This window comes from Prevotella pectinovora (assembly GCF_000834015.1).
GTDB classification, from domain to species: Bacteria; Bacteroidota; Bacteroidia; order Bacteroidales; family Bacteroidaceae; genus Prevotella; species Prevotella pectinovora.
The window spans coordinates 14945-37205 of sequence record NZ_JXQI01000033.1; the positions used below are offsets into that span (position 1 = coordinate 14945).

Here is a 22261-nt window from a genome sequence, read left to right on the forward strand (position 1 = left end):
TTCCTAACATATTTGTAATAATTCAAATTTGACATAAAGATATGGCAACAATAAAACCATTCAAAGGCATCAGACCTCCGAAAAACCTCGTTGAGAAGGTAGAATCAAGACCATATGATGTTCTTAATTCAGAAGAGGCAAGAGCAGAAGCTGGCGATAATGAAATGAGTCTATATCATATCATAAAGCCAGAGATAGACTTTGAGCCAGGTACAAGTGAGTATGACCCACGTGTTTATGATAAGGCAGCTGAGAATTTCAAGAAATTCAAGGATAACGGCTGGCTGGTTCAGGACAACGAAGAGCACTACTACATTTATGCTCAGACAATGGGCAACAAGACACAATATGGTATTGTGGTTGGTGCTCGTGTAGAGGATTATATGAACGGCACAATCAAGAAGCATGAGCTTACACGTAGAGATAAAGAGGAAGACCGTATGAAGCATGTTCGCGTAAACAACGCTAACATTGAGCCGGTTTTCTTTGCATATCCTGATAACGAAAAGCTTAATGCCCTGCTTGAAAAATATGCGAAGACAGAGCCGGAATACGATTTCATAGCTCCTATTGACGGCTTCGGCCATAAATTCTGGGTGATTTCAGACAAGGAAGACATAGATCTCATTACCAATGAATTTGCTGCAATGCCGTCTTTGTATATTGCAGATGGTCACCACCGCTCTGCAGCTGCAGCTCTGGTTGGTGCAGAAAAAGCAAAACAGAATCCTAACCACACAGGCAATGAGGAGTACAACTACTTCATGGCTGTTTGTTTCCAGGCTTCTCAGTTGACAATTCTTGATTACAACAGGGTTGTGACAGATTTGAACGGTTACTCATCAGAGGATTTCCTCAAGGCCTTAGAGAAGAACTTTATCGTTGAAAACAAGGGAACTGACCAGTACAAGCCGACAGCATTGCACAATTTCTCTATGTACCTTGACGGAAATTGGTATAGCCTGACTGCTAAGGAGGGTACTTATAATCCAAATGACCCAATTGGTGTTCTCGACGTTGATGTGTCAAGCAGACTTATCTTCGACGAACTTCTTGGAATTAAGGATTTCCGCTCAGACAAGAGAATTGACTTTGTCGGCGGTTTGAGAGGATTGGAAGAGCTTAAGCGCAGAGTCGACTCAGGTGAGATGAAGATGGCTTTGGCACTTTATCCTGTAACAATGAAGCAAATAATGGATATCGCAGACAGTGGCAAGATCATGCCACCTAAGGCAACATGGTTTGAACCTAAACTCAGATCAGGACTTATCATCCATGAATTAGCATAAGAAACAAGGAACACACTAAATAAGGCGCACTCAATAATTTTATTATTGGTGCGCCTACTTTTGATTAAAACAGAGTAAGGATAATCGTCATCAAGAAATTACAGTATTAAAAGTGGAAGATAAATACACGACAATTACAAAAACAATAGGGGAGGGCTTCTACAGTGAGAAACGCAGCAAGTTTCTTGCTTTTGCCCATCATGTAGAATCACAAGCACAAATAAGAGAAATATTATCCGTCTATAGAAAAAAATATTATGACGCAAGACATGTCTGTTATGCATATGTATTAGGGGCTGATAAGGCAGACTATAAAATGAATGATGACGGAGAACCAAGCAGCACCGCAGGAAAACCGATTTATGGACAAATAGTATCAAATGACCTCACTGACATTCTTATAGTCGTCATAAGATATTATGGAGGTGTAAATCTTGGCACCGGAGGATTGATTGTAGCGTATAGAACCGCAGCTGCAGATGCATTGTCACATTGCGTTATTGAAGAGAAGTACATTAAGGAAAAAATAACATTCACTTTCCCATATGTCATGATGAACGGGGTCATGAAAGTAGTAAAAACAATGGAACCACAGATTATATCGCAAGAGTTTGACAACACCTGTACGATTACACTCTCAATAAGGAGATCGAAGGCAGAGGAACTGAAAAATAAGTTGAACAGCTTGTCCTTTGAATGATATTTAGGCACACTTCTATCAAAGTCATTGGATATGTTGGTCTTTAAAACAATGTCGTCGCAATATGCATTCTTTGGCGTATAAAAACAGCTGTTCTGCACATTTAAAACAGTTACTTATATCCACAATATAGGTTACTTTTCATTTAAATGTAAGCTACTTTTAATAGAATAATTACCAATGTCGTACATTTGTCGCATATTTTCCAGCGTAAAACTTCCGCGAAAAGCGAATTAATGTTTTGTTTTCTTTATTATTTAACCTAAAACTTTGTACCTTTGCACGATTAATGCAGTTCGATAGGTAAATACATATAGGTTTTAGACTGCACATTTAAAGAATAAAATAACGAACGAAATGCTAAAATTTATATCTTTTGGCAGCGGTAGCAGCGGAAACAGTTATCTGTTAATGTCGGATAATACTATATTAATGTTGGATTCTGGCGTTGGTATAAGATCCATGAAAAGATATTTCCAGGAATATGGATTGTCCTTTACTAAAATCAACGCTATACTTGTGACACATGACCATGCAGACCACGTCAAGTCAGTAGGGGCAATAAGTAATGATTTCAAGATTCCTGTTTACGCTACAGAAGCAGTCCACAAAGGAATACAAAAAAACTATTGTGTACGAAAGAAAATTAATGCGGCAAACAAACGGGTTTTCTTACCTGGAGATGACACCATAGAGATTGGTGACTTCAAGATCACTCCTTTTGACGTTCCGCATGACAGTTGTGGTAATGTGGGCTATACAATAGAATATCATGACGTCGTTTTTGGCCTCATGACAGATATTGGACATATTACAGATACTATCCGAGACAATATAAGAAAATGCAATTATCTGGTTATGGAAGCCAACCATGACGAATCGATGTTACAGAATGGTCCATATCCACAATATCTTAAAGATAGAATAGCAGGCGGGAATGGACATTTGAGCAATGTAAAATGCGCTCAGACTATATGTGAATGCTATATGAAAGGCTTGAAGCACATTTGGCTCTGCCATTTAAGTGAAGAGAACAATCATCCTGAGCTATTGAGAAAGACAATAGAAAAGGAATTTCAAGAAAATGGCTTGCGTATGGGAGGCGATATAGAAGTAGATATTCTTCGACGCAGACAGCCAACCGGCATTTTCAACTTGTTATGATACACTGGCGAGAGCAAGCAATGAATTCTGCAGGACAAGGACTATAACATATATTATTTAGTTAATTTAACAACAAAACGAACATGAGGAATTTATTTATCAAGACCATGGTAGTCGCTTCTTTGTGGTTTGGAGGGGCATCAGTTGCATCATCTCAGAATATTCTAGGTGGAATCTTGGGTAACGTAGCTGACAGAATGTCAAACAAGCAAAACGGCAGTAAGACAGAAGGAAGTAAGGTTTCAGATATTTATGAGGGGCTTACATCTATTTTCCAAAACAGCAAAGTCGCTACTGCTGACAAGATTGTCGGAACGTGGGTTTATAAAGAACCAGCTGTGGTGTTTGAAAGCTCAAGCCTTCTGAAACAAGCAGGAGGAAAGCTAGTTTCAACAGCTATTGAGAATAAACTTAACACTGTATTTAACAAATATGGCATTAAGGCAGGGAAGTTCAAGATAACCTTTGACAAGAAAGGCAATTTCACACAGGCAATTGCCAAGAAAACTGTCACCGGGACCTATACCATTGAAGGCAAGAATGTGAAACTGACATATTCAGGTGGAATTCAGCAGATAATGGGAACCACACAGATTGACGGTAATTCATTGCTGATTGTCATGGATGCGACAAAGCTCCTTAAATTTGCAAGTGCTGCAGGAGCAATGTACAATAATTCTATGCTTGGCACAATCAGTTCATACCTGTCAGGTGTTGAGGGAATGGAATGCGGAGTAAGATTAGAGAAGTCGAAATAGTTAATTTTAATCAACGCTTGATGTTTTTTAGTGATATTTGTTAAAATATACTCAAAATTACGAAACAACATTCGACAAATCATATTATTTTATTAACTTTGCACGCCACTACGAGTTAATGGCATTAAATTCAAACCTAAAAATAAAAATTTAAATGGCAACAAAAATCAGATTACAGCGCGGTGGTCGTAAGGGCTATGCTTTTTACAGCATCGTAATCGCTGACGTTAGAGCTCCACGTGATGGAAAGTTTACTGAAAAGATTGGTACTTATAATCCAAACACTAATCCAGCCACAGTAGATTTGAATTTTGATCGTGCTCTTTATTGGGTAGAAGTTGGTGCACAGCCAACTGACACTGTTCGTAACATCTTGAAAGGCGAGGGCGTTTATTTGATGAAGCACTTGCGCGGTGGTGTTAAGAAGGGTGCATTTGACGAGTCTGCTGTACAGGCTAAGTTTGACGCTTGGAAGTCAGAGAAGGCAGCCAAGCTCGATTCAGTTCGTAATGGTGTCGCCAATGAAAAGAAGGCAACTTACGAGAAGAATTTGGCCGAGGAGAAGAAAGTCAATGAAGCTATCGCCAAGAAAGTTGCAGAAAAGAAAGCTGCAATTGAAGCTGCTAAGGCAAGCGAAGCATCTGAAGCCCCTGCTGAGGAGACTTCAAACGAGGCAGAATAAATTATTCTTTTCTGCAAAACGACTTAAGGAAGCCACATGGCTTCCTTTTTTTATTGACTTTCCGTCATTAGTGTCCCGTTAAAATAGGGACACTAATGTTGACGAGTGTATAAAAGGAAAGACGAGAAAACAAGGAAAATTGTCTTCTTGAATAGTTCCAGATATTCTGAAAACTCTCACATCAACTCTTCTGCTTGTTTTCTCGTCTATTGTGAAGTATAATCAGTTTTGATAAGTCCTTTTACGAATTGATAGCCATTAGGAATTCTTCGTTGGATCTTGTTTTCTTCATATATTCTCCGATAGTGTTCATTGCTTCTACGGAAGTCATGTCGGCAATGGAATTTCTTACTACCCACAGGCGTTCCAGTGTAGTAGAGTCGTGTAGCAGGTCGTCACGACGTGTACTTGACGCAACAAGGTTTACTGCAGGGAATATACGTTTGTTGCTCAAGCTGCGATCGAGTTGGAGCTCCATGTTTCCTGTACCTTTGAACTCTTCAAAGATTACTTCGTCCATCTTGCTGCCAGTGTCAATAAGAGCTGTTGCAATAATGGTCAGCGAGCCACCATTTTCGATGTTTCGTGCTGCACCGAAGAAACGTTTCGGTTTCTGCAGGGCATTTGCGTCAACACCACCGGTGAGAACTTTTCCACTTGCAGGAGCAACAGTGTTGTATGCACGTGCTAGTCGTGTTATTGAATCGAGGAATATCACTACGTCGTGGCCACATTCCACCATACGCTTGGCCTTCTCCAATACGATGCCTGCTATCTTTACGTGTCTTTCTGCTGGCTCGTCGAAAGTAGAGGCGATTACTTCTGCATTTACAGTTCTGGCCATGTCGGTAACTTCCTCCGGACGTTCATCAATAAGCAGCATCATGAGGTAAGCTTCTGGATGGTTAGCTGCTATAGCGTTGGCTATATCTTTCATGAGTACGGTCTTACCGGTTTTTGGTTGTGCCACGATCAAGGCTCTCTGACCTTTACCTATTGGAGCGAAGAGATCTACAATTCTCGTGCTTAGATTTGTTGTTGCAGGGTTGCCGCATAATGTGAACTTCTCTTCAGGGAATAGTGGAATGAGGTGTTCAAAAGGCATTCTGTCTCTCACTTCTGATGGAGTCCTTCCGTTGATTTTATCTATTGATGTCAGAGGGAAATACTTTTCTCCATCGTGTGGTGGTCGCACATGGCATTCTATCACGTCACCAGTCTTCAGTCCGTTGTTCTTAACCTGTGCGTTCGAGACGTATATGTCGTCTGGCGATGACAAATAGTTGTAATCGCTGGATCTTAGGAAACCATATCCATCAGGCATAATTTCTAATACGCCGTTTGCCGTTATTATGTCGTCAAAATTGTATTGAGTCTCCTGTTTCTCGTCAACTGCAAACATGTTGTCATTTGTAACCGATGCGGTTAGATTGTCAAACATGTCGTAGTTGGGCATTGCTGTTTGGTCTTCTATTGGCAAGTCTACTATAGTTATGAAGTCGGTACCATCACCAGGATCTCCTTCCCACACTTCGTCAATTTTATTTTCTGCAATCCCTGCTTCATGTGACTCATCAATTTTCTCGTTGTGGGCATTCACTTTCGCCTGAAGCTGTGCAATAAGGTCAGCCTGTATATCACCGTCTTCGCTGTCGTTGTCGCTTAATGCGAACTGTGCCTCAGGTGTGGCGGTCATGATGTCGTCTGTGTTATCTGTTTTCTTAGATATTGAGGGCTCTTCCATGCTTGGTTCTTCGTTTGCTGACAAAGGGGCGATGGTTTCTGTTGTCTCACCTATATTTTGATTTTCTTCAGTCTCGGTTGATTCTGGAGTTGGCTTCATTTCTGCAATTTCCTGAATGGTCTCAGCAGCTTCTTTTGCTAGTTCATCAGCTTGTTTCTGGGCTTTTGTCCTTCTTGTCCTTTTTTTAGGAGTGGCCTCTTCTGCCGATTCTGTTTCTGCAGACTTAGAGTCTTTGCTGTCGGCAACAGGCTCCTCAAAAAGCGGCAATTGGCTGGTTGCTGGTGTCGTCTTGCTTTTCTTTAAGTCGAAGTTTTCCCCAGTAGCACCTTTGACTGAATAAACTTTGTCAGTTTCCTTTTTCGTTATCCTTGTTCTTTTGCGTTTTGTGCCAAGAGGATTCTTGTTGCCTTCCACTTCAGCCTGTTTGTCCAGGATAGTGTATACAATAACCTCTTTTGAGTCAGACGGATTGGTCTGTGCTCCAATATTGTTAGCAATATCCTCCAATTCGGAGATATCCTTCGATAGTAATTCGTCTTTGCTATACATAATAAATTATGTGTGAAAAAATTATATGATTTTCGTTTCAAAAAAACAGAAACAAAGGGTGTTTCTAATGATTTTGCAAATATACAAAACATTCTTCAAACATTTGCTTTGTTAATTGGTAATTTACCTATTGGTTAACCAAATTTAACTTGCGGTTCCTTGTCATGTCGTAAATATCATTATATTCAGACGCGACTTGAAATCAATTTATAGAATCCTCTATGTTTGTCGTGTTGAAATCTATATTTTTGTTTTATCCTTCTATCTCAGCCAATTCGAGCCATTCTAATGACTTTTGGTCAATTATCTGTTTAATTTCAGAGAATCTGATGCTCTTATTGGTCAGTTCATCCACAGTTAGTGTGCCTGAGTTGAGAGCTTCTTCTATGTGTCTCTGTTCTTTTTCCAACTCTGTAATTTCTTTTTCCAGTTGTTCATATTTGCATTTCTCCTTGTAAGTCATTTTCCTTTTCCCTCCTTGTTGGCTTTCTTTATGTTTTGAGGGTACGGTGACTTTTTTCTCTTTTTCCTTCTTTTCTCTTTCTTCAGATGTTATTATGCTGTTCCAATCACGGTATTGGGTGTAGTTTCCTGGAAAATCCTTTATCTCTCCATTTCCTTTGAATACAAGTAGATGGTCTACGGTTTTGTCGAGGAAATAACGGTCATGGCTTACTACGATAACGCAACCGGGGAAGTCCACAAGGTATTCTTCAAGCACTTGTAGTGTCTGGATGTCAAGATCGTTTGTTGGCTCGTCGAGTACGAGAAAGTTGGGATTTGCCATCAGTATCGTGCAAAGATATAGTTTTCGCTTTTCTCCTCCACTTAGCTTATACACGTAGTTGTGTTGCTGTTCTGGTGTGAAAAGGAAATATTGCAAGAATTGTGATGCTGACAAATGTTTCTTGCCTCCCACGTCTATATAGTCAGCTATGTTTGTTATGACGTCTATCACCTTCTGTTCTTCATTGAATTTGAGTCCTTCCTGTGAGAAGTACCCGAATTTCACAGTTTCTCCAATGTCAAATTTTCCTGAGTCTGGCTGTATTTTTCCTAACAGAAGTTTTATGAATGTTGATTTCCCTGCTCCATTGTCTCCGACTATACCCATTTTTTCGTATCTGGCGAAGTTGTAGTAGAAATCTTTGAGTATCACTTTGTCATCAAAAGCCTTTGACACGTATTGACATTCAAATATCTTGCTTCCTATATAAACATTGCTTGATTTGAGTCGGAGTTGTCTTTCTTCGATTTTCCGTTTTGCCACTTTCTCAAGCTCTACAAATGCGTCTTCTCTGTATTTCGCTTTGTGTCCTCTCGCCTGCGGCATTCTTCTCATCCATTCCAGTTCCCTTTTATAAAGGTTGTTAGCTCTCTGCACTTCAGTTCTCATATTGTCTATCCGCTCTTGTCGCTTTTCCAGATAGTAGCTGTAGTTGCCTTTATATTTATATATGGTGAAGTCGTCGAGTTCCAGTATTATGGAACATACTCTGTCAAGGAAGAACCTGTCGTGTGTAACCATAAGCAGCGTTTTGTTTCCTCTGCCGATGAATCCTTCTAGCCATTCTGTCATTTCTATATCGAGATGGTTGGTAGGTTCATCCAGAATGAGCATGTCGGGTTCGTTGATGAGTATATTAGCTAACGCCACTCTTTTTTGCTGTCCTCCGCTTAGTTGTCCCATAGGCTGGTTGAGGTCGGCAATCCTCAGTTGTGTGAGGATCTGTTTCGCTTTGAGTATCTTTTCTTCTTTGCCGTCGTGGTTGAAGCATGCGTCGAGCACGCTTTCGTTTGGGTCGAAGGTCGGCGATTGTTCCAGATATCCTACTTTTATTCCGTTGCTATATACAATGTTTCCCGCATCGTAGTCTTCTTTGCCTGTCAGTATGGATAGCAGTGTGGATTTTCCTGTTCCGTTTTTTGCTATTAGTCCGACTTTCTGTCCCTCTGCAATGCTGAATGATATATTGTCGAAAATCACCTGTGCTCCGAATGTCTTTGTCAGGTTCTGTACGTCAAGAAAAGGTTTCTGACTTGCCATAGTGTGTGTATTTAGTAAACGAATAGTCAAATTGACGAGTAGACAAGTTGACACACCATTTTATGTTTTTTGTCGTTTTTCTGAGTAATGTCTTGTCAACTCGTTTGTTTGTATGCTCATCAAATATTAATCTTCTGTTGTCAATTCCCGGTTTATTCCTTCAATGTAGTCGAGCACTTCGTCTCTTCCCAAAGCCTTGTCGCTGCTTGTCACGAAATAGGGAGGCAGTTCCTCCCATGTTTCTTTTAGGGTGTCCATATATTTGTTGGCTGCTTTTTGCGCCTTCTGCATGTTTCCTATTTTATCAGCCTTGGTAAAGATTATAGAGAATGGTATGCCGCTTTGTCCCAACCATGTTATGAAGTCGGTGTCAATTTTCTGTGGGTCGTGTCTGATGTCTATAAGCACGAATAGATTTACAAGCTGTTCCCTCTGCAGGATATATGATTGTATCATCTGTTCGAGCTTACGTTGCACGGTCTTGGACCTCTTGGCATATCCGTATCCGGGCAGGTCAACTATATACCATTCATTGTTGATTATGAAATGGTTTATGAGCAGGGTCTTTCCTGGTGTGGCAGATGTCTTGGCCAATCCTTTGTGTCTGCAGAGCATGTTTATGAGACTAGATTTGCCAACGTTGCTTCTGCCTATGAATGCGTATTCCGGCTTGTTGTCGTTTGGACATTTGGTTGTCTCAGCACTGCTTATGACGAATTCCGATTTGTTTATTTCCATGTTTATGTTTTTCTCTGTTATTGTCCTGTCATGAAAAAATGTGTAGGGTATGGCAATTTATCATAGACTCCTTCGTATGGTTTTCATGATTAGGCTTTATGTGCCGTTTTGCTTCACTTTTTTTGCATGAAACATTATCAGTCAAAATGTTTCAGCCTTGCTATATATTTGCCGAGAATGTCAAACTCGATGTTTACCACTGTTCCCACCTGTATATCGCAGAAATTCGTGTTTTCCCTTGTGTATGGTATGATGGCGACAGTGAAGGTATTGTCGGTTGGTTCGCAAACCGTGAGCGACACTCCGTTCACCGTTACGCTACCTTTGTCCACTGTAAAATATCCACGCTGTGCCATCTCTTTGTTGTTCTTGTATTCAAAGGTGAAATATGTGCTGCCGTCGGCATCTCTCATGTCGATGCACTTTGCTGTCTCGTCAACATGTCCTTGCACTATATGTCCGTCGAGTCTTCCATTCATTATCATCGACCTCTCCACGTTCACTTTGTCTCCCACTTCGAGTAGTGAGAGATTCGTTCTGTCAAGTGTCTCTTTCATAGCCGTCACGGTGTATGTATTGTCCTTTATCTCCACTACGGTCAGACATACACCGTTGTGAGATACGCTTTGGTCTATTTTGAGTTCGTTTACAAATGAGCATGTGAGTGTAAAATCGATATTGCCACCATATCTGTGTATGTTGGTCACAGTAGCGAATTCTTCTACTATTCCTGAGAACATATTTATAAAAGTTTTTATGATTTAAAATTTCAAGAAGAAAAGCGGTGTTTCGTGTCTTGACGAAGTGCCACCGCTTTTGTATTTTAAAAAAAGACCGCACCGATGATGTGATGAAACTCCGAGCTAGAAAGATTTGAGAGTTCTCCGCCTTTGTAATCCACCGGCTTTACAGCTATCCTCATTGCTGGGGAATGTGGCCCGCCATTAGCAAAAGAAATCATCTCGGTTTTCGTTTTATTATTGATGAGTATCCCGATCGAACCGATACGGTCTATTTCTTTTGTATTTCTTTCGTGTTGCAAAGATAATGCTATTTTCTCTTATTGCAAATTATTTGCATTAAATTTTGCTTTTCATTTACAACAAGACATGAAAATTGTTTTGTCTTCTCTCATGATACACTTATGTTTCAATCGCATTTCATCTTTGTTTTTTTAGTCGTGTTTTCTTGCTTTACATTATCTTTGTTTGTCTTGTTTCCTTGTTTGAGTTTTTTCTTGCATCCTGCAATCATCTTCTGTATCTGAATCACTCTTGCGCTTTTGTCTTCCGGATATCCGAATTGTTCATAAAATGATAATGCGGAGTCTAGACAATCGAGAGTGTTCTGCCATTCTTTGCTGTTCATATAGCAGTAGGCTAGCCTGAAGAACACATCGCCTTTTTCTTTGCCATAGCATACGGTAAGCGTTTTCTCATATAGCGGTATGGCCCTGTCGTATTCTTCGAGCAGGAAATGGCTTTCTGCATCTGCAAAGAAGTACACGCTTCTTTCGTGTGGGGCATAAACTTCCAGGTCTGCTATATACGGGTCAAGGTATCTGCAGGCTTTATCATATTCCCAGGTATAATAGAAGCATAATCCAATATACGCCTTGAACCTGGGGTTCAGCTTGTATCTTTTATCGAGGCGCGTCAGTATATTTCGCGCCTCGATGTATTTGCCGCTGCTGAAGTATTCCAGTGCTATTGTCAGCTGTTCTTTGTCAGGCATGCCATTGACTGTTTGTCCTGGCAGTCTTGTGTTGCAGACAGCAGTGATGAACATGAAGATGATCAGAGTTCTGATGCCTCTCATTCTCCAGTATAGAATTTAATTAGTTTTGTGAGAGCGTTTTTGCATACGATGCAGAATTCCTTGCAGGCGTTCGTTCTCATACGGCAGTCCTGCACCCCTCTGTATACACCTTTGGTCCTGTATCCAGCTCCTTCAAAGTATCCCACTTTGTTTTTTGCCTTCTTTTCGTCTTTTGTCTCAGGTGTAGGTATCGGAGTTCCTTTCTCTATGAGGCTTTCCCATTTGCCTTTGAAGTCGGCAAGGGTGGTGATATTGGCCTCCCATGGTTCCACGTCGAGAGGATACATCGGAATCTCTTCCCAATCGTAGGCGTATTCATCTGCGAGTCCTGCGAAGCTGTGTCCGAACTCGTGTACGATGACTGGCTTGAATGATTTGTGTCCTGTGGAACTCAGGTTATAGTAGTTCAGTATACCTCCTCCGCCATAAACATCGGTGTTTACCAATATGATAATATGTTCGTATGGAGTACCAGCTAGCCAGTCGTGTACCTTTTTCAGGTTCAGTGTCGTAAGGTATCTCTCACTGTGGAAAGTGTCGAAGTTGGATCCCAATGCAGTGTTCTTCCATATGCCCTTGGACGGTACACTCGTCCCGCTCTCTTCTGATACCGACTTCACAGCAATGACATTGAATCTGTCTTTGTATTCCAAGAATGGTTCGTGAGCGAAGATTGCGTCAGTCGCAATCTTGACGTCATTGATGTATTTCTCCATTTCGGTTTCTGTATATCCTTCTGCAAGGAAGGCAATGTTGATGCAGTTTGAGATGTCTGCAGCCTTGTGAATGACGTCGTATGGCGTAGGGTGACTGCCTTTTTTGCTTATCAGCACGTCTTTGGGGGCAATGGTCTCAGTGATTGAAGCCACGGTTTCTCTCCTGTTGTTCTTCAGTTTGATGGTCACTTCGGCGGAATCTTTAGGCATAGGCATGAGGATGACATTTTCAAACGATTTGTTTGATGTCCTGGCCTCGTCGTATGTCTGCCATTCCTGGAAGAGGGTAGAGAGGGAGTTTCTGTAAATCACCTTTCCTGTCTTGTGGTCTCTCATTTCAAATTGAGCGTTTCCCTCCACCGGAAACTCTCCGAGTCTTGTCTTTCTTCCATACCATCCTGGAATGGAATTCATGTTGTCCACGAAGATATGCTGCTCGTTGGCGTTACCTCCGAAGATACAGTTTATTCTCAGGGTGTTTTCTGTGAAATACTTGTTGAAGTCTTGTGCCTTCAATGATGTCGTCTGGCATCCAAGAGCCACGACTGAGAGTAATAATAGCTTTTTGATCATAGTGTCTTGTCGATAATGAATAATTCCTTGTTGTTGTCATAGTCGTTCATCAGAGTCTTGATATAGTCTCTGTTCCAATCGTCTATGTGCAGTTTCGTTTCTCCATACATCAGAATATCGATGTCGAGAGTTATTCTGTTCATCAAGTCATTCTTCTTGCTTCTCTCACATCGTTTTTCTAGTTGTTTGAATGCTTTCGTGATTTGTGACAACGTATGCTTCGTCGTGGAGAAACAGATGCAGTTGATAAACTTCTCCGATTCTATTCCAATGGGGTCTGTCCACATTTCTTTGGTAAACACGGTATCGTTGCCCAGCATGAAAGCCAGTTTCCGCTTTGCCAGTGTGATATTCTCCTTGGCGTTGAAGTTGCTGCCTATTGAGACGATGATTCTTGTTCCTTTGTCCATCCTTTTCGTATTAGTATAAGGTCCTGGAATCGGTCCTGTAGATTTCATGTCCATGTTCAAGTGATAATTCTATCCTCTTGTCGTTGGATGTGGAATCTACAGAACCGCATTTCTCGTTATTGTTTCTTGTCAATCAATTCTGTTTTCATTTCTTGTATTTCTCTATCAGTGAAGTAGCCTGGCTGTTGCCCAGATTTTTTGCCTTGTCGAGGTTTGCCAGTCCCTCCTCCTTTTTGCCGGAGTTTATCTGTGCCAGTCCGAGGATGAGGTATCCGTCTGAATAGTCAGGAGCTTCTTTCACACATTGTTCAGCAGTCTGCATGGCTTCGCTGATAAGGTTGAGTCTGAGTTGCAGTGATGCTTTTTCAGCCTTGAAGGATGTTTCATCAGGGGCTAGATATATGGCAATGTCGATATCTGACAGTGCCTGTTTGAAGAGTTTTGCCTTAACTTCAGCTTGTTCTCTGACGTAGTAGAATTGGGGAGTTTGTCTTTTTCCTTCAATCACTTCGTAGCGTGTATAGTCGAACACTGCCTGACGGTAGTTCTCCATCCTGTTATATACGTCGCCTCTCATGATGAAATATTTTGCGCCTTCTTTCACGTTGAGCGTGTCGATGTTGTTCACTGCGCTGTCGAGCAATGCGAGCACTTCTGTGTCTGGAGCCTTCATCATGTCCTTACATTGAGCTGCATTGTAATACAGATCGCCGTTTTTCAGTTTGCTGTCTGTAAGCGCCATAAATGTATCATAAGCCTTCTGGTAGTCTTTCTTGGCGAAGAGGATCTGTCCTTCCAGATCTTTGTATATTGGCAGCGCGTTTATGCTGTAAGCCTTTGTCACTTCGTCGATGGCCTTGTCAAGACTCCATGGGGCGTAGGCGATATCGCTTCTGTACAACTCCTTCATATACATCAGCTTTGCGTAGTTGTAATGGATTTCGTCTTTGGGTTCTGTGCGGTCCACAGCTGTCTCCATTGTCTTGCGTGCTGCTTCAAAGTCGTTTCTGTTTACCTCAGCTTCAGCCTTTGCCACATAGCCGTCTGCAAGGGTGGGGAAGGCGGTTATGAAGTCGCTTGTTGTCGCCTCGCTCTTCACGGAGTCGTTGCTCTGTGTGGCGAGCATCAGAGCCAGCAAGGCTTGATTCTTTTCCGTGGGCAATGCTACAGGTATGCCTATCTTCCTGTATGTGTCATCGGTGACCGACAGTCCGCTTGTTGTCAGCTGCATTATGAAGGCTGCATCAGTGGCGTGAGCTTCCGTCGATGTCGTTGATGTCTGCAACAGTCCTGCCACTTCACCATTGTCGTTGACGAATGGGCATGCTTCAGTTGTCTCCTTTGCGTAATAGTCGAAGATGTAGTATGAGAACTTATCCATGAATTTCTCCACACTCTTCACTGTCGCTGCTTCTGGTTTCGTACTTTTGTTGGAGTAGGGCAGAAGCCACAGTTTGCCGCCTGGCGTAGTTGCAGTGTTGGCGATGGCTGCAGGTTTCGTGTTGCCATCCACTTTGAATTTCACCACATCATAAATATCGTTCAGTCCCAAGATGCGTGTTACGTCCTTCTTGTTTCCTTTTGCATCGATTACTACAGCTTTGCTGGCGCCTAAGAATGGTTTCAGGTCGCTTATTGCTTCACCGCTTTTGCCTACGAACACTCCATGACTTGTGGCATGTATGCTTCCGTCCGCATTGAATGTGGTCAGCGTGAACACGCTTTCCGATGCTTTCTTTACGGCTGCCGACTGTGCTTTTACTGTTGCTGGCAGAATTAATGCTGCCAATGAGAATATCAGTTTGAAAATTGTTATATGTTTCATTTTATATTTGTTGACGGATTGATAAGGGATTCTTCTTGCCAAGCAAACGGGTTTACGGGCATTTCATGCTCCCAACAGGTCTTTGGCATTATGCTTTGCTGCATCGGTAATGTCTGATCCGCTCAGCATCTGCGCTATCTCATTTACGCGTTGCTCATCATTGAGTCTTGTCATTGTGCTTTCAGTTCCGTTCTCCGTTTCTTCCTTATACACCTTGTAGTGGGTAGTACCCCTTGCTGCAATCTGTGGCAGATGGGTGATGCTTATCACCTGTCTTTCGCTTTGGGCCATTTCCTGCATTATCAGTGCCATTTTTTCGGCAATCTTTCCGCTCACTCCGGTGTCAATCTCGTCGAAGATGATTGTCGGGAGTTTCACGGCGTTGCTGATCATGGCTTTCAGCGAGAGCATCACTCTTGCGATTTCTCCTCCTGATGCCACCTGTGAAATAGGCATCATGTCGCTGCTGCTGTTGGCACTGAATAGAAATGCCACGGCATCACAGCCGTCTCTTTGGAACTCTCTCGGTTCGATGCTTATGCTGAATCTCACCTTTGGTATTCCCAAAGGCACTAACCGGTCTTTCATTCCTCTCTCCACCGTTGTCGCTGCCTTTCGTCTTGTTGCCGTCAGTCTGCCAGCCACTTCCTTGCAGTTTGCATTAGCCTCGGAGAGTTTCTGTTCCAGTTCCTTCAGTCTTTCGTCACCATTGTCAATGTTGAGGATCTTCTGTTCCAGTTCGTCTCTTTTTTCTATGAGCCTGTCCACGGAGTCCGTGTGGTGTTTCTGTTCCAGTGAGTAAATCATGTCGAGGGTTTCGTTTACCTGTTTCTGTCTCTCCGGATCTATCTCTATTCCGTCCATGCTTGCCCCCACTTCCTGTGCTATGTCTTTCAGTTCTATATGGCAGTCCTCCATTCTCTCTACCATGCCGGCAGCTTCGGGATACACGTTGCTGATGCCAGCCAACGTCCTTGCAGCTTCGCGTATGTCGTCTACGAGACTTCTCTCGCCGTTCCCGTTCAGCATGACGTCCACTTGGTACAGTGTGCCTTTTATGTCTTCCACATGGTTCAGCTTTTCTTGTTCTGCTTCCAGTTGTTCCTGCATTCCGTGTTGCAGATTTGCAGCCTGCAGTTCATTTAGCTGGAATCTGTAGAATTCCTCGTTCTCTATGGCTTTCTGCATTTCCCTTTTTGCTTCAGCCACATTGTTGCGCGCTTTCTGCAATTTGTCGTATGCCGAGTGGTATTCTTCAAGTAATATTGCATTTTGTGCCATAATGTCGAGCACTTTCAGCTGGAAGTCCTCGTTGCCTAGCATGAGGTTTTGGTGCTGGCTGTGTATGTCGATGAGCTGTTCGCCGAGTTTTCTCGTAATGGCGAGTGATGTCGGTGTGTCGTTGATGAATGCCCTGCTCTTTCCTGAAGCCAGAAGTTCCCTTCGCAGTATGGTGTCGTTGGCATCATATTCAATGTCATTCTCGTCGAAAAACGCTTTCATGTCGTATCTCGAGAGGTCGAAATGAGCTTCGATTACGCATTTGTCAGCTCCTTTCTTTATCTGTCTGGAGTCAGCTCTCTGTCCGAGCAGCAGGTTTATGGCTCCGAGTATGATGCTTTTTCCGGCTCCTGTTTCTCCTGTTATCACAGAGAACCCAGGAAAGAATTCCATATCGAGCGTGTCTATGAGTGCGAAATTCTTGATATATAGTTGTTTCAGCATTTCTGTTTTCTGCTAAAGTGGTTGTATAGAGAGTATATTCGGTAAGAAAATCATTTGAAAATCTTCCTCCTTGTCATTCTTTTATCTTTTCCCACGAGTTGTTCTGCGATGGGTTGATGGAGAACAGCAGTTCGTATATGGCCTCTTTCTCCTTCTGCGTGCCCTTGCCCTTATAGATGTTTGCCAGCTCGTCTTTCTTGAAGTCAGTCCATATAGCAGGCAGACTGCTCAGCGGCTTGTCGTCATGAGCCTTCTTGAGATTGGTTTCGAGAGCGGTGGTGATGTTCGTCCTTCCGCGTTCCACATTGTTTGCCATCTCGTCGAGTCCAGTTCTGTAGTAGTCATACTGCAGTTGTCTGAACGGTTTCATCGCTCCGTCGAGGTAGTCGTTTATGATGGCGAATCTGTTTCTGTCGGTCTCAAATGATTTCCATCCCGTGAAGTTCAGGTTCTGGGCATTGTTGGTGAGGTTCATACAGCGCTGCAGTATGTCTTCACCTCCCATTGGTGAGAAGCTGTCGAGGTTGAGTCCGATGATGAGATAGGCGTAATAGGCGAATAGAGCCGTCAGTTGGTTGTCTATCTGTTCTTCATTGAAGTTGAGCTGGTCGAACTGTGCGAACTCGAAGTTGAAGTCGTTGTCCTTATTATTATATAAGGTAGTGTTATATGCCGAGTTGTATACCGGTCTGTTTGCCTGTATTAGTGCATTGCATGTGAACTTGTTCGATGACTGGTCGTATTTAGTCACCGTTATGTTGAAGTTGCACACGATTCTTTCGTTTTTCTGGAATTGATAATCCGTCCACTGCCTGTCGTTGACAAACTGCTCCAGCGTCTCCTTCAGATTGTCGAAGACGCTGGCATCGGTGCCTTGTATCTGGTTGTGGTTGATGGTTATCTTGGCTATCAGCTCCTGTGCTCCGGCGGATACCGTTGCCACGATGAGCAGTGCATACAGACAAATCAGTCGTATTCTCATGATGTGTAGTGGTTTATGTCTTTTTGTTAGAGAAATCATCATTTCCAAAGTTTCTCCATCTCGTCTACGATGTCGCTTGCCACCTCTGTCTTCGGCTTTTTCTGATAATCCTTCTTGCCGTCTGGCGAAATAATGGAAATCATGTTGTCGTCGCTTCTGAAAGTGGTGCCTTCATTGCGTGTGGAGTTGAGCACTATGAAGTCAAGGTTCTTCTTCGCAAGTTTCTTCTTTGCGTTCATCTCCTCGTCGTTTGTTTCCAGTGCAAATCCGATCAGCTTCTGTCCAGCCTGCTTTGCCTTGCCGAGAGCGGCGGCAATGTCGTGGGTCGGACTTAGCGTTATCACGAGGTTGTCGTGCTCACGCTTTATCTTCCTATCGCTCACGTGGCTAGGTTTGAAGTCGGCAACTGCCGCACACAATATCGCTGCATCCTGGCTGGCGAAGCATTCTGTGGCTGCCTTATGCATTTCATCGCAGCTCTCAACGTCGATTCTTTTTATCATGTCAGAACATTTCATCGTCACTGGTCCGGCGATAAGCGTTACTTCAGCGCCTCTTCTCGCACATTCTTCAGCCAGGGCGAAGCCCATCTTGCCGCTTGAGTAGTTGCCTATAAAGCGCACAGGGTCGATTTTCTCGTATGTAGGTCCGGCGGTAATCATTATCTTCTTGCCCTTGAGTGGCAGTCCTTCCTTGCAGGCAGGAGTGTGGCACGTGTCTTCAAACGCGTTGTCATTGTCTTCGAAGAATGCGTCGAGCTGTCTCACTATCTCTTCCGGCTCTTCCATTCTGCCCTTGCCCTCAAGTCCGCTGGCAAGAAATCCGCTCTTGGGTTCGATGATATGGTTGCCATAGCCCAGAAGCGTATTCATGTTCTGCTGTGTTGACGGATGGCGATACATGTCGAGGTCCATGGCGGGAGCTACGAACACTGGTGCTTTCATCGAGAGATATGTGGTGATGAGCATGTTGTCGGCAATGCCGTTTGCCATCTTTCCAATCGTTGATGCCGTGCATGGTGCTATGAGCATGGCGTCGGCCCAGATACCGAGGTCTACGTGTGAGTTCCAGGTGCCGTCTCTCTGAGAGAAGAATTCGCTGATGACCGGTTTGTGGGTCAGTGCCGACAGCGTGATGGGAGTGATGAACTCCTTGCCTGCTGGCGTTATCACGACCTGAACCTCTGCCCCGGCCTTTATCAGTCCACGGATGATGTAGCATGCTTTGTATGCCGCGATGCTACCTGTTATGCCGAGAACGATTTTCTTTCCTTTCAGCATCCTTGCCCCCTCCTCAGATCTCTCATCTTGATGCGTGTCAGTACCTGCTTGGTGTCGCTCGTGAAGTCGCTTGTGAGCATCCAGTTGTAGTAACCCGGATCGCGGCGCAATGCTTCTTCAACGGGCACTCCCTTGTATTTGCCGAAGTTGAACACCTCCTGCTTCATGGGCTTGCCGTCGGCGTCCAGCATAGGCTGTCCGTTGGCGTCTTTCATTTCCTTCCATACTACGCGTCCGGCGAAGTCCACGTTGTCGTTCTGTTTTGAGAACTGTGCCAGAACGTCCATGTCGTTCTCCAGCTGGCGTTCTTCTTCCTCTTGCTTCCCAGGCGCATACATGTCGAGTTCTCCCATGAGCACACGATATGTAGCCTCAGTGTCCTGGTCGGCGCGGTGGGCGTCGAAGTCGTCCTCCATTTTCCTTCCGCAATAGAACTTGTACGCTGCAGCCAGATTACGGCGCTCCATCTTGTGGAATATCGTCTGGGCGTCGATCAGTCTGCACTGGCTGAAGTCGTAGTTGATGCCTGCACGGTAGAATTCCTCAGCGAGCATCGGCAGATCAAAGTGGTTGGAGTTAAAACCGGCGAAGTCGCAGTTTGCGAATTTCTCTGCCAGTTCCGGGGCTAGGGCCTTGAATGTGGGCTTGTCTGCCACATCGGCGTTTGATGTGCCGGTCAGTTCAACCACCTCCTGTGGAATCTCCTTTCCTGGGTTCACAAAGATATTCTCCCTCTCTTCTTTTCCGTCGGGATATACCTTTATATATGATAGTTGGAAAATTCTGTCTCTCACTATATCGAGTCCTGTAGTCTCGAGATCGAACACTACGAGTGGCCTTGTCAGATTCAGTTTCATCTCTATATTATGTGTGTTATGGTTAATTTAATATTGTTTTGTCAATGGAATCTACCTGTTTTAGATGGGCAACTCACCATTATTTTATACGCAACCATGTTGTTTTTTGACAAGCAACCAGCCTTTTTTCTGTTGTCAAAGGGTCTGTACACGTTTTCTGATGGTGTTTATGCCTTATCTGAACCAAGGAACAAGAGAAGGACGTCATAGTCTTTTGCCATTCAGAATGGTGTCAGGCTGTGTTGATCCCTTTTCTTATTCCTTGTCGTCTGGCATAGGGGAGAGGTGCTCGGCCTTCTTGGCTTGTCGGTGCTCCCCGGTATTCCCTGCCGTTTTGTTTGTTGCCTATATATGTTTGCCTTTTCTGGTTTTAGTCGTTCAGCAGCATCGGCATGATGAGCATAAGGATATTCTGCCCCTCAGGCTGCTCTGATGGGAAAATGAGGCACGGACGGCTTGGGTCGGCAAGCTCCATCAACACTTCGTCGCTTGTCAGGCTTGAGAGGATCTCGACGAGCGAAGGGCCTTTAAAGCCTATACTCATAGGAGTTCCGTTGTAGTCGCATACTATGGTTTCCTTTGCGCTTGTCGCGAAGTCGATGTCCTCTGACGACGCCTCCACCTGTCCGATGCCGAGGCGCAGACGGATGGACTGGCTGCTCTCGCTTGCGAATGGCAGGATGCGCTTCACCGAACCGAGAAGAGCCCTGCGGTCGATGGTCATCTGGCATGGATTGTCGGTTGGAATCACGGAGTTGTAGTTTGGATATCTGCCTTCTATGAGTCTGCACTTCAAGTTGCCTGCTGCGAATGTCACCTCTGCATTGAGGTTGTCGAAGCGTATCTCTACAGGTGTGTCGTCGTGGGTCAGCGCGTTCTTGAGCAGTGTGGCGGGTTTCTTCGGCAAGATGAACGACACAGGCTCTTCGTTGGTGATGCTCAGTATCTTGTTTCTCACGAGCTTGTGTCCGTCGCTTGCCACGATTGCCAATGCCTCTTGGTTGAGGTCAAAATAGAGACCGTTCATCACAGGTCTGATTTCCTCGTTAGCTGTGGCAAACAATGTGCGCGAGATGTTGTCGGCGAGGATGCCGGATGGTATGGTGATTGTCGTTGCCCCGTCGCCTACTGGCTGTGCCATAGGGAATTCATCGGCATTCTGTGCCGTGAAGGTATAGCCTCCGTTCTGGAATGTAATGCTCACGGAGTAGGTGTTCAGGTCTACTGTGAGCGTGACTGGCTGCTCCGGCAGGTCTTTAACGGCGTCGATGATGGTGCGGCTGCTGATGGCGAACCTTCCGTCGGAATCAGCCTCGTCGAGTTCCACACTGGTGGTGAGCTCGTTCTCCTTGTCAGAAGCGGTGAGCGTGAGCACTCCGTCCTTTACATCAAAAAGGATGCAGTCCAGAATCTGTAGTGAGTTCTTGCTGTTAAGCACTTTCGACAGTGTAAGAAGGCGGCTGCTTAGCACCGCGCATGACAATGTGATTCTCATTATTGTGTATTTTATTGTTGTTTTTTATTGTTGTTTATCGTTGTCCTTGCTTTGCCGGACGCTATTTTCTTCTTATTTTACGACCTGTTGGCGTCTGGCAGATAACGACTACAAAAATACAAAAAAACCTTGTGGTGAGCAAAAAATAAAATGAAATGTTTTTATTTTTAAAACTATTTTGGTAATTTCGCAGAACAAACCATAAAGAAGGAAAAACAAATGGAAATACAAGGAAAAGTTATAGCTGTGCTTGCCCCTCGTGAGGGAACCTCAAAGACGGGCAACCCATGGAAGGTGCAGGAGTATGTGATAGAGACAGAGGAGCAGTACCCCAAGAAGATGTGTTTTGAGATCTTCGGCAACGACAGAATCAGCCAGTTTGCCTCCATGCTCGTTGTTGGCAACACTGTCAAGGTGTCGTTTGATATCGACGCACGCCAGTGGAATGACCGTTGGTTCAACTCTATCCGTGCATGGAAAGTGGAGCTGCCAATGCAGGAGCCTATGGCAGAGATCCCGCAACAGGCAATTCCGGAACCATTCCCGCCTGCACAGCCGGAAGCTGCCGCTACAGGCGAGTCTACTGATGATCTGCCTTTCTAAAGCAGAAAACCGTCGATTGAGCAAACGGCTTTTCCCGTTGTAGTGACAGGGAATTGATATTGCCGCAAGAGGTGTAATGCTTCTTGCGGCATTTTTTTGTGTCCGCAATTGTTCGTTTTTTCCCATATATGTGAATAACCGGACAACGATAGAATTGCAAATTTATTTGAAACAATTAGGAAATATGAGTACTTATTAATGGAATGGAATATGTAAGTGGTTGAAAATAATTTACAAAATAGTACCAAAAGTCCCAAAGTCCCAAAGTCCCAATATGATTCTTCATTTTCTATAATATATTATATA

20 protein-coding genes are annotated in these 22261 nt (G+C 43.8%); 6 read left to right on the plus strand and 14 right to left on the minus strand.

Annotated elements, in window-relative coordinates:
* Window positions 1–41: 41 nt before the first annotated feature.
* The 5 genes from ST42_RS04650 to ST42_RS04670 all read left to right on the plus strand — a co-directional run bounded on the left by ST42_RS04650 (window position 42) and on the right by ST42_RS04670 (window position 4593).
* On the plus strand, window positions 42–1289 hold the full coding sequence (locus ST42_RS04650) for a DUF1015 domain-containing protein (protein ID WP_042519625.1): 1248 nt from the start codon (window positions 42–44) through the stop codon (window positions 1287–1289).
* A 112-nt stretch (window positions 1290–1401) separates the two neighbouring features.
* Window positions 1402–1989 (plus strand): IMPACT family protein, encoded by a 588-nt coding sequence (locus ST42_RS04655; RefSeq protein WP_042519624.1) that lies wholly within the window; start codon window positions 1402–1404, stop codon window positions 1987–1989.
* A 357-nt stretch (window positions 1990–2346) separates the two neighbouring features.
* Window positions 2347–3153, plus strand: a complete 807-nt coding sequence (locus ST42_RS04660) for an MBL fold metallo-hydrolase (protein ID WP_022316431.1) — start codon at window positions 2347–2349, stop codon at window positions 3151–3153.
* A gap of 83 nt (window positions 3154–3236) precedes the next feature.
* The gene (locus ST42_RS04665; protein ID WP_082028578.1) at window positions 3237–3911 is read left to right on the plus strand and encodes a lipocalin-like domain-containing protein; all 675 of its coding nucleotides are present in this window, start codon (window positions 3237–3239) and stop codon (window positions 3909–3911) included.
* 154 nt (window positions 3912–4065) lie between these two features.
* Window positions 4066–4593 carry a 30S ribosomal protein S16 gene (locus tag ST42_RS04670; protein ID WP_022316429.1) on the plus strand — a complete coding sequence of 176 codons (528 nt, stop codon included), beginning with the start codon at window positions 4066–4068 and terminating at the stop codon, window positions 4591–4593.
* A 241-nt stretch (window positions 4594–4834) separates the two neighbouring features.
* Here the strand turns inward: ST42_RS04670 and rho are convergent, their stop codons facing one another.
* From rho to dnaN, 14 genes are all read right to left on the minus strand, one after another.
* Window positions 4835–6886 carry a transcription termination factor Rho gene (gene rho / locus ST42_RS04675; RefSeq protein WP_044072559.1) on the minus strand — a complete coding sequence of 684 codons (2052 nt, stop codon included), beginning with the start codon at window positions 6884–6886 and terminating at the stop codon, window positions 4835–4837.
* Between the two features lie 253 nt (window positions 6887–7139).
* Complete coding sequence (abc-f, locus tag ST42_RS04680) at window positions 7140–8933, minus strand: ribosomal protection-like ABC-F family protein (RefSeq protein WP_044064805.1); 1794 nt, start codon at window positions 8931–8933, stop codon at window positions 7140–7142.
* A 126-nt stretch (window positions 8934–9059) separates the two neighbouring features.
* Window positions 9060–9671, minus strand: a complete 612-nt coding sequence (gene yihA / locus ST42_RS04685; RefSeq protein WP_022316426.1) for a ribosome biogenesis GTP-binding protein YihA/YsxC — start codon at window positions 9669–9671, stop codon at window positions 9060–9062.
* 137 nt (window positions 9672–9808) lie between these two features.
* Window positions 9809–10411 (minus strand): riboflavin synthase, encoded by a 603-nt coding sequence (locus tag ST42_RS04690; protein ID WP_022316425.1) that lies wholly within the window; start codon window positions 10409–10411, stop codon window positions 9809–9811.
* A gap of 83 nt (window positions 10412–10494) precedes the next feature.
* The gene (locus ST42_RS04695) at window positions 10495–10713 is read right to left on the minus strand and encodes a hypothetical protein (RefSeq protein WP_044064804.1); all 219 of its coding nucleotides are present in this window, start codon (window positions 10711–10713) and stop codon (window positions 10495–10497) included.
* A 107-nt stretch (window positions 10714–10820) separates the two neighbouring features.
* Complete coding sequence (locus ST42_RS04700) at window positions 10821–11489, minus strand: tetratricopeptide repeat protein (protein ID WP_052488233.1); 669 nt, start codon at window positions 11487–11489, stop codon at window positions 10821–10823.
* A complete protein-coding gene (locus ST42_RS04705; RefSeq protein WP_394365284.1) occupies window positions 11486–12775 on the minus strand; it encodes a M64 family metallopeptidase in 1290 nt (429 codons plus the stop codon). Before ST42_RS04705 ends, ST42_RS04700 begins: the two co-directional genes overlap by 4 nt.
* Window positions 12775–13188 carry a 2-amino-4-hydroxy-6-hydroxymethyldihydropteridine diphosphokinase gene (locus ST42_RS04710; RefSeq protein ID WP_022316422.1) on the minus strand — a complete coding sequence of 138 codons (414 nt, stop codon included), beginning with the start codon at window positions 13186–13188 and terminating at the stop codon, window positions 12775–12777. Before ST42_RS04710 ends, ST42_RS04705 begins: the two co-directional genes overlap by 1 nt.
* 145 nt (window positions 13189–13333) lie before the next feature.
* Window positions 13334–15013 (minus strand): tetratricopeptide repeat protein, encoded by a 1680-nt coding sequence (locus ST42_RS04715; protein WP_044072564.1) that lies wholly within the window; start codon window positions 15011–15013, stop codon window positions 13334–13336.
* 63 nt (window positions 15014–15076) lie between these two features.
* Window positions 15077–16738 (minus strand): DNA repair protein RecN, encoded by a 1662-nt coding sequence (recN, locus tag ST42_RS04720; RefSeq protein WP_022316420.1) that lies wholly within the window; start codon window positions 16736–16738, stop codon window positions 15077–15079.
* Window positions 16739–16811: 73 nt separating this feature from the next.
* On the minus strand, window positions 16812–17720 hold the full coding sequence (porD, locus tag ST42_RS04725; protein ID WP_022316419.1) for a type IX secretion system protein PorD: 909 nt from the start codon (window positions 17718–17720) through the stop codon (window positions 16812–16814).
* A gap of 38 nt (window positions 17721–17758) precedes the next feature.
* Window positions 17759–19000 (minus strand): bifunctional phosphopantothenoylcysteine decarboxylase/phosphopantothenate--cysteine ligase CoaBC, encoded by a 1242-nt coding sequence (gene coaBC, locus ST42_RS04730; protein ID WP_042519617.1) that lies wholly within the window; start codon window positions 18998–19000, stop codon window positions 17759–17761.
* The gene (locus ST42_RS04735) at window positions 18994–19857 is read right to left on the minus strand and encodes a 3'-5' exonuclease (RefSeq protein WP_044072567.1); all 864 of its coding nucleotides are present in this window, start codon (window positions 19855–19857) and stop codon (window positions 18994–18996) included. Before ST42_RS04735 ends, coaBC begins: the two co-directional genes overlap by 7 nt.
* 370 nt (window positions 19858–20227) lie before the next feature.
* On the minus strand, window positions 20228–21352 hold the full coding sequence (dnaN, locus tag ST42_RS04740) for a DNA polymerase III subunit beta (RefSeq protein ID WP_042519615.1): 1125 nt from the start codon (window positions 21350–21352) through the stop codon (window positions 20228–20230).
* Between the two features lie 219 nt (window positions 21353–21571).
* On the opposite strand from dnaN, the gene ST42_RS04745 reads away from it, so the two are divergent.
* Window positions 21572–21955: a DUF3127 domain-containing protein gene (locus tag ST42_RS04745; RefSeq protein WP_044072570.1), complete on the plus strand. Its 384-nt coding sequence runs from the start codon at window positions 21572–21574 to the stop codon at window positions 21953–21955.
* Window positions 21956–22261: the final 306 nt, after the last annotated feature.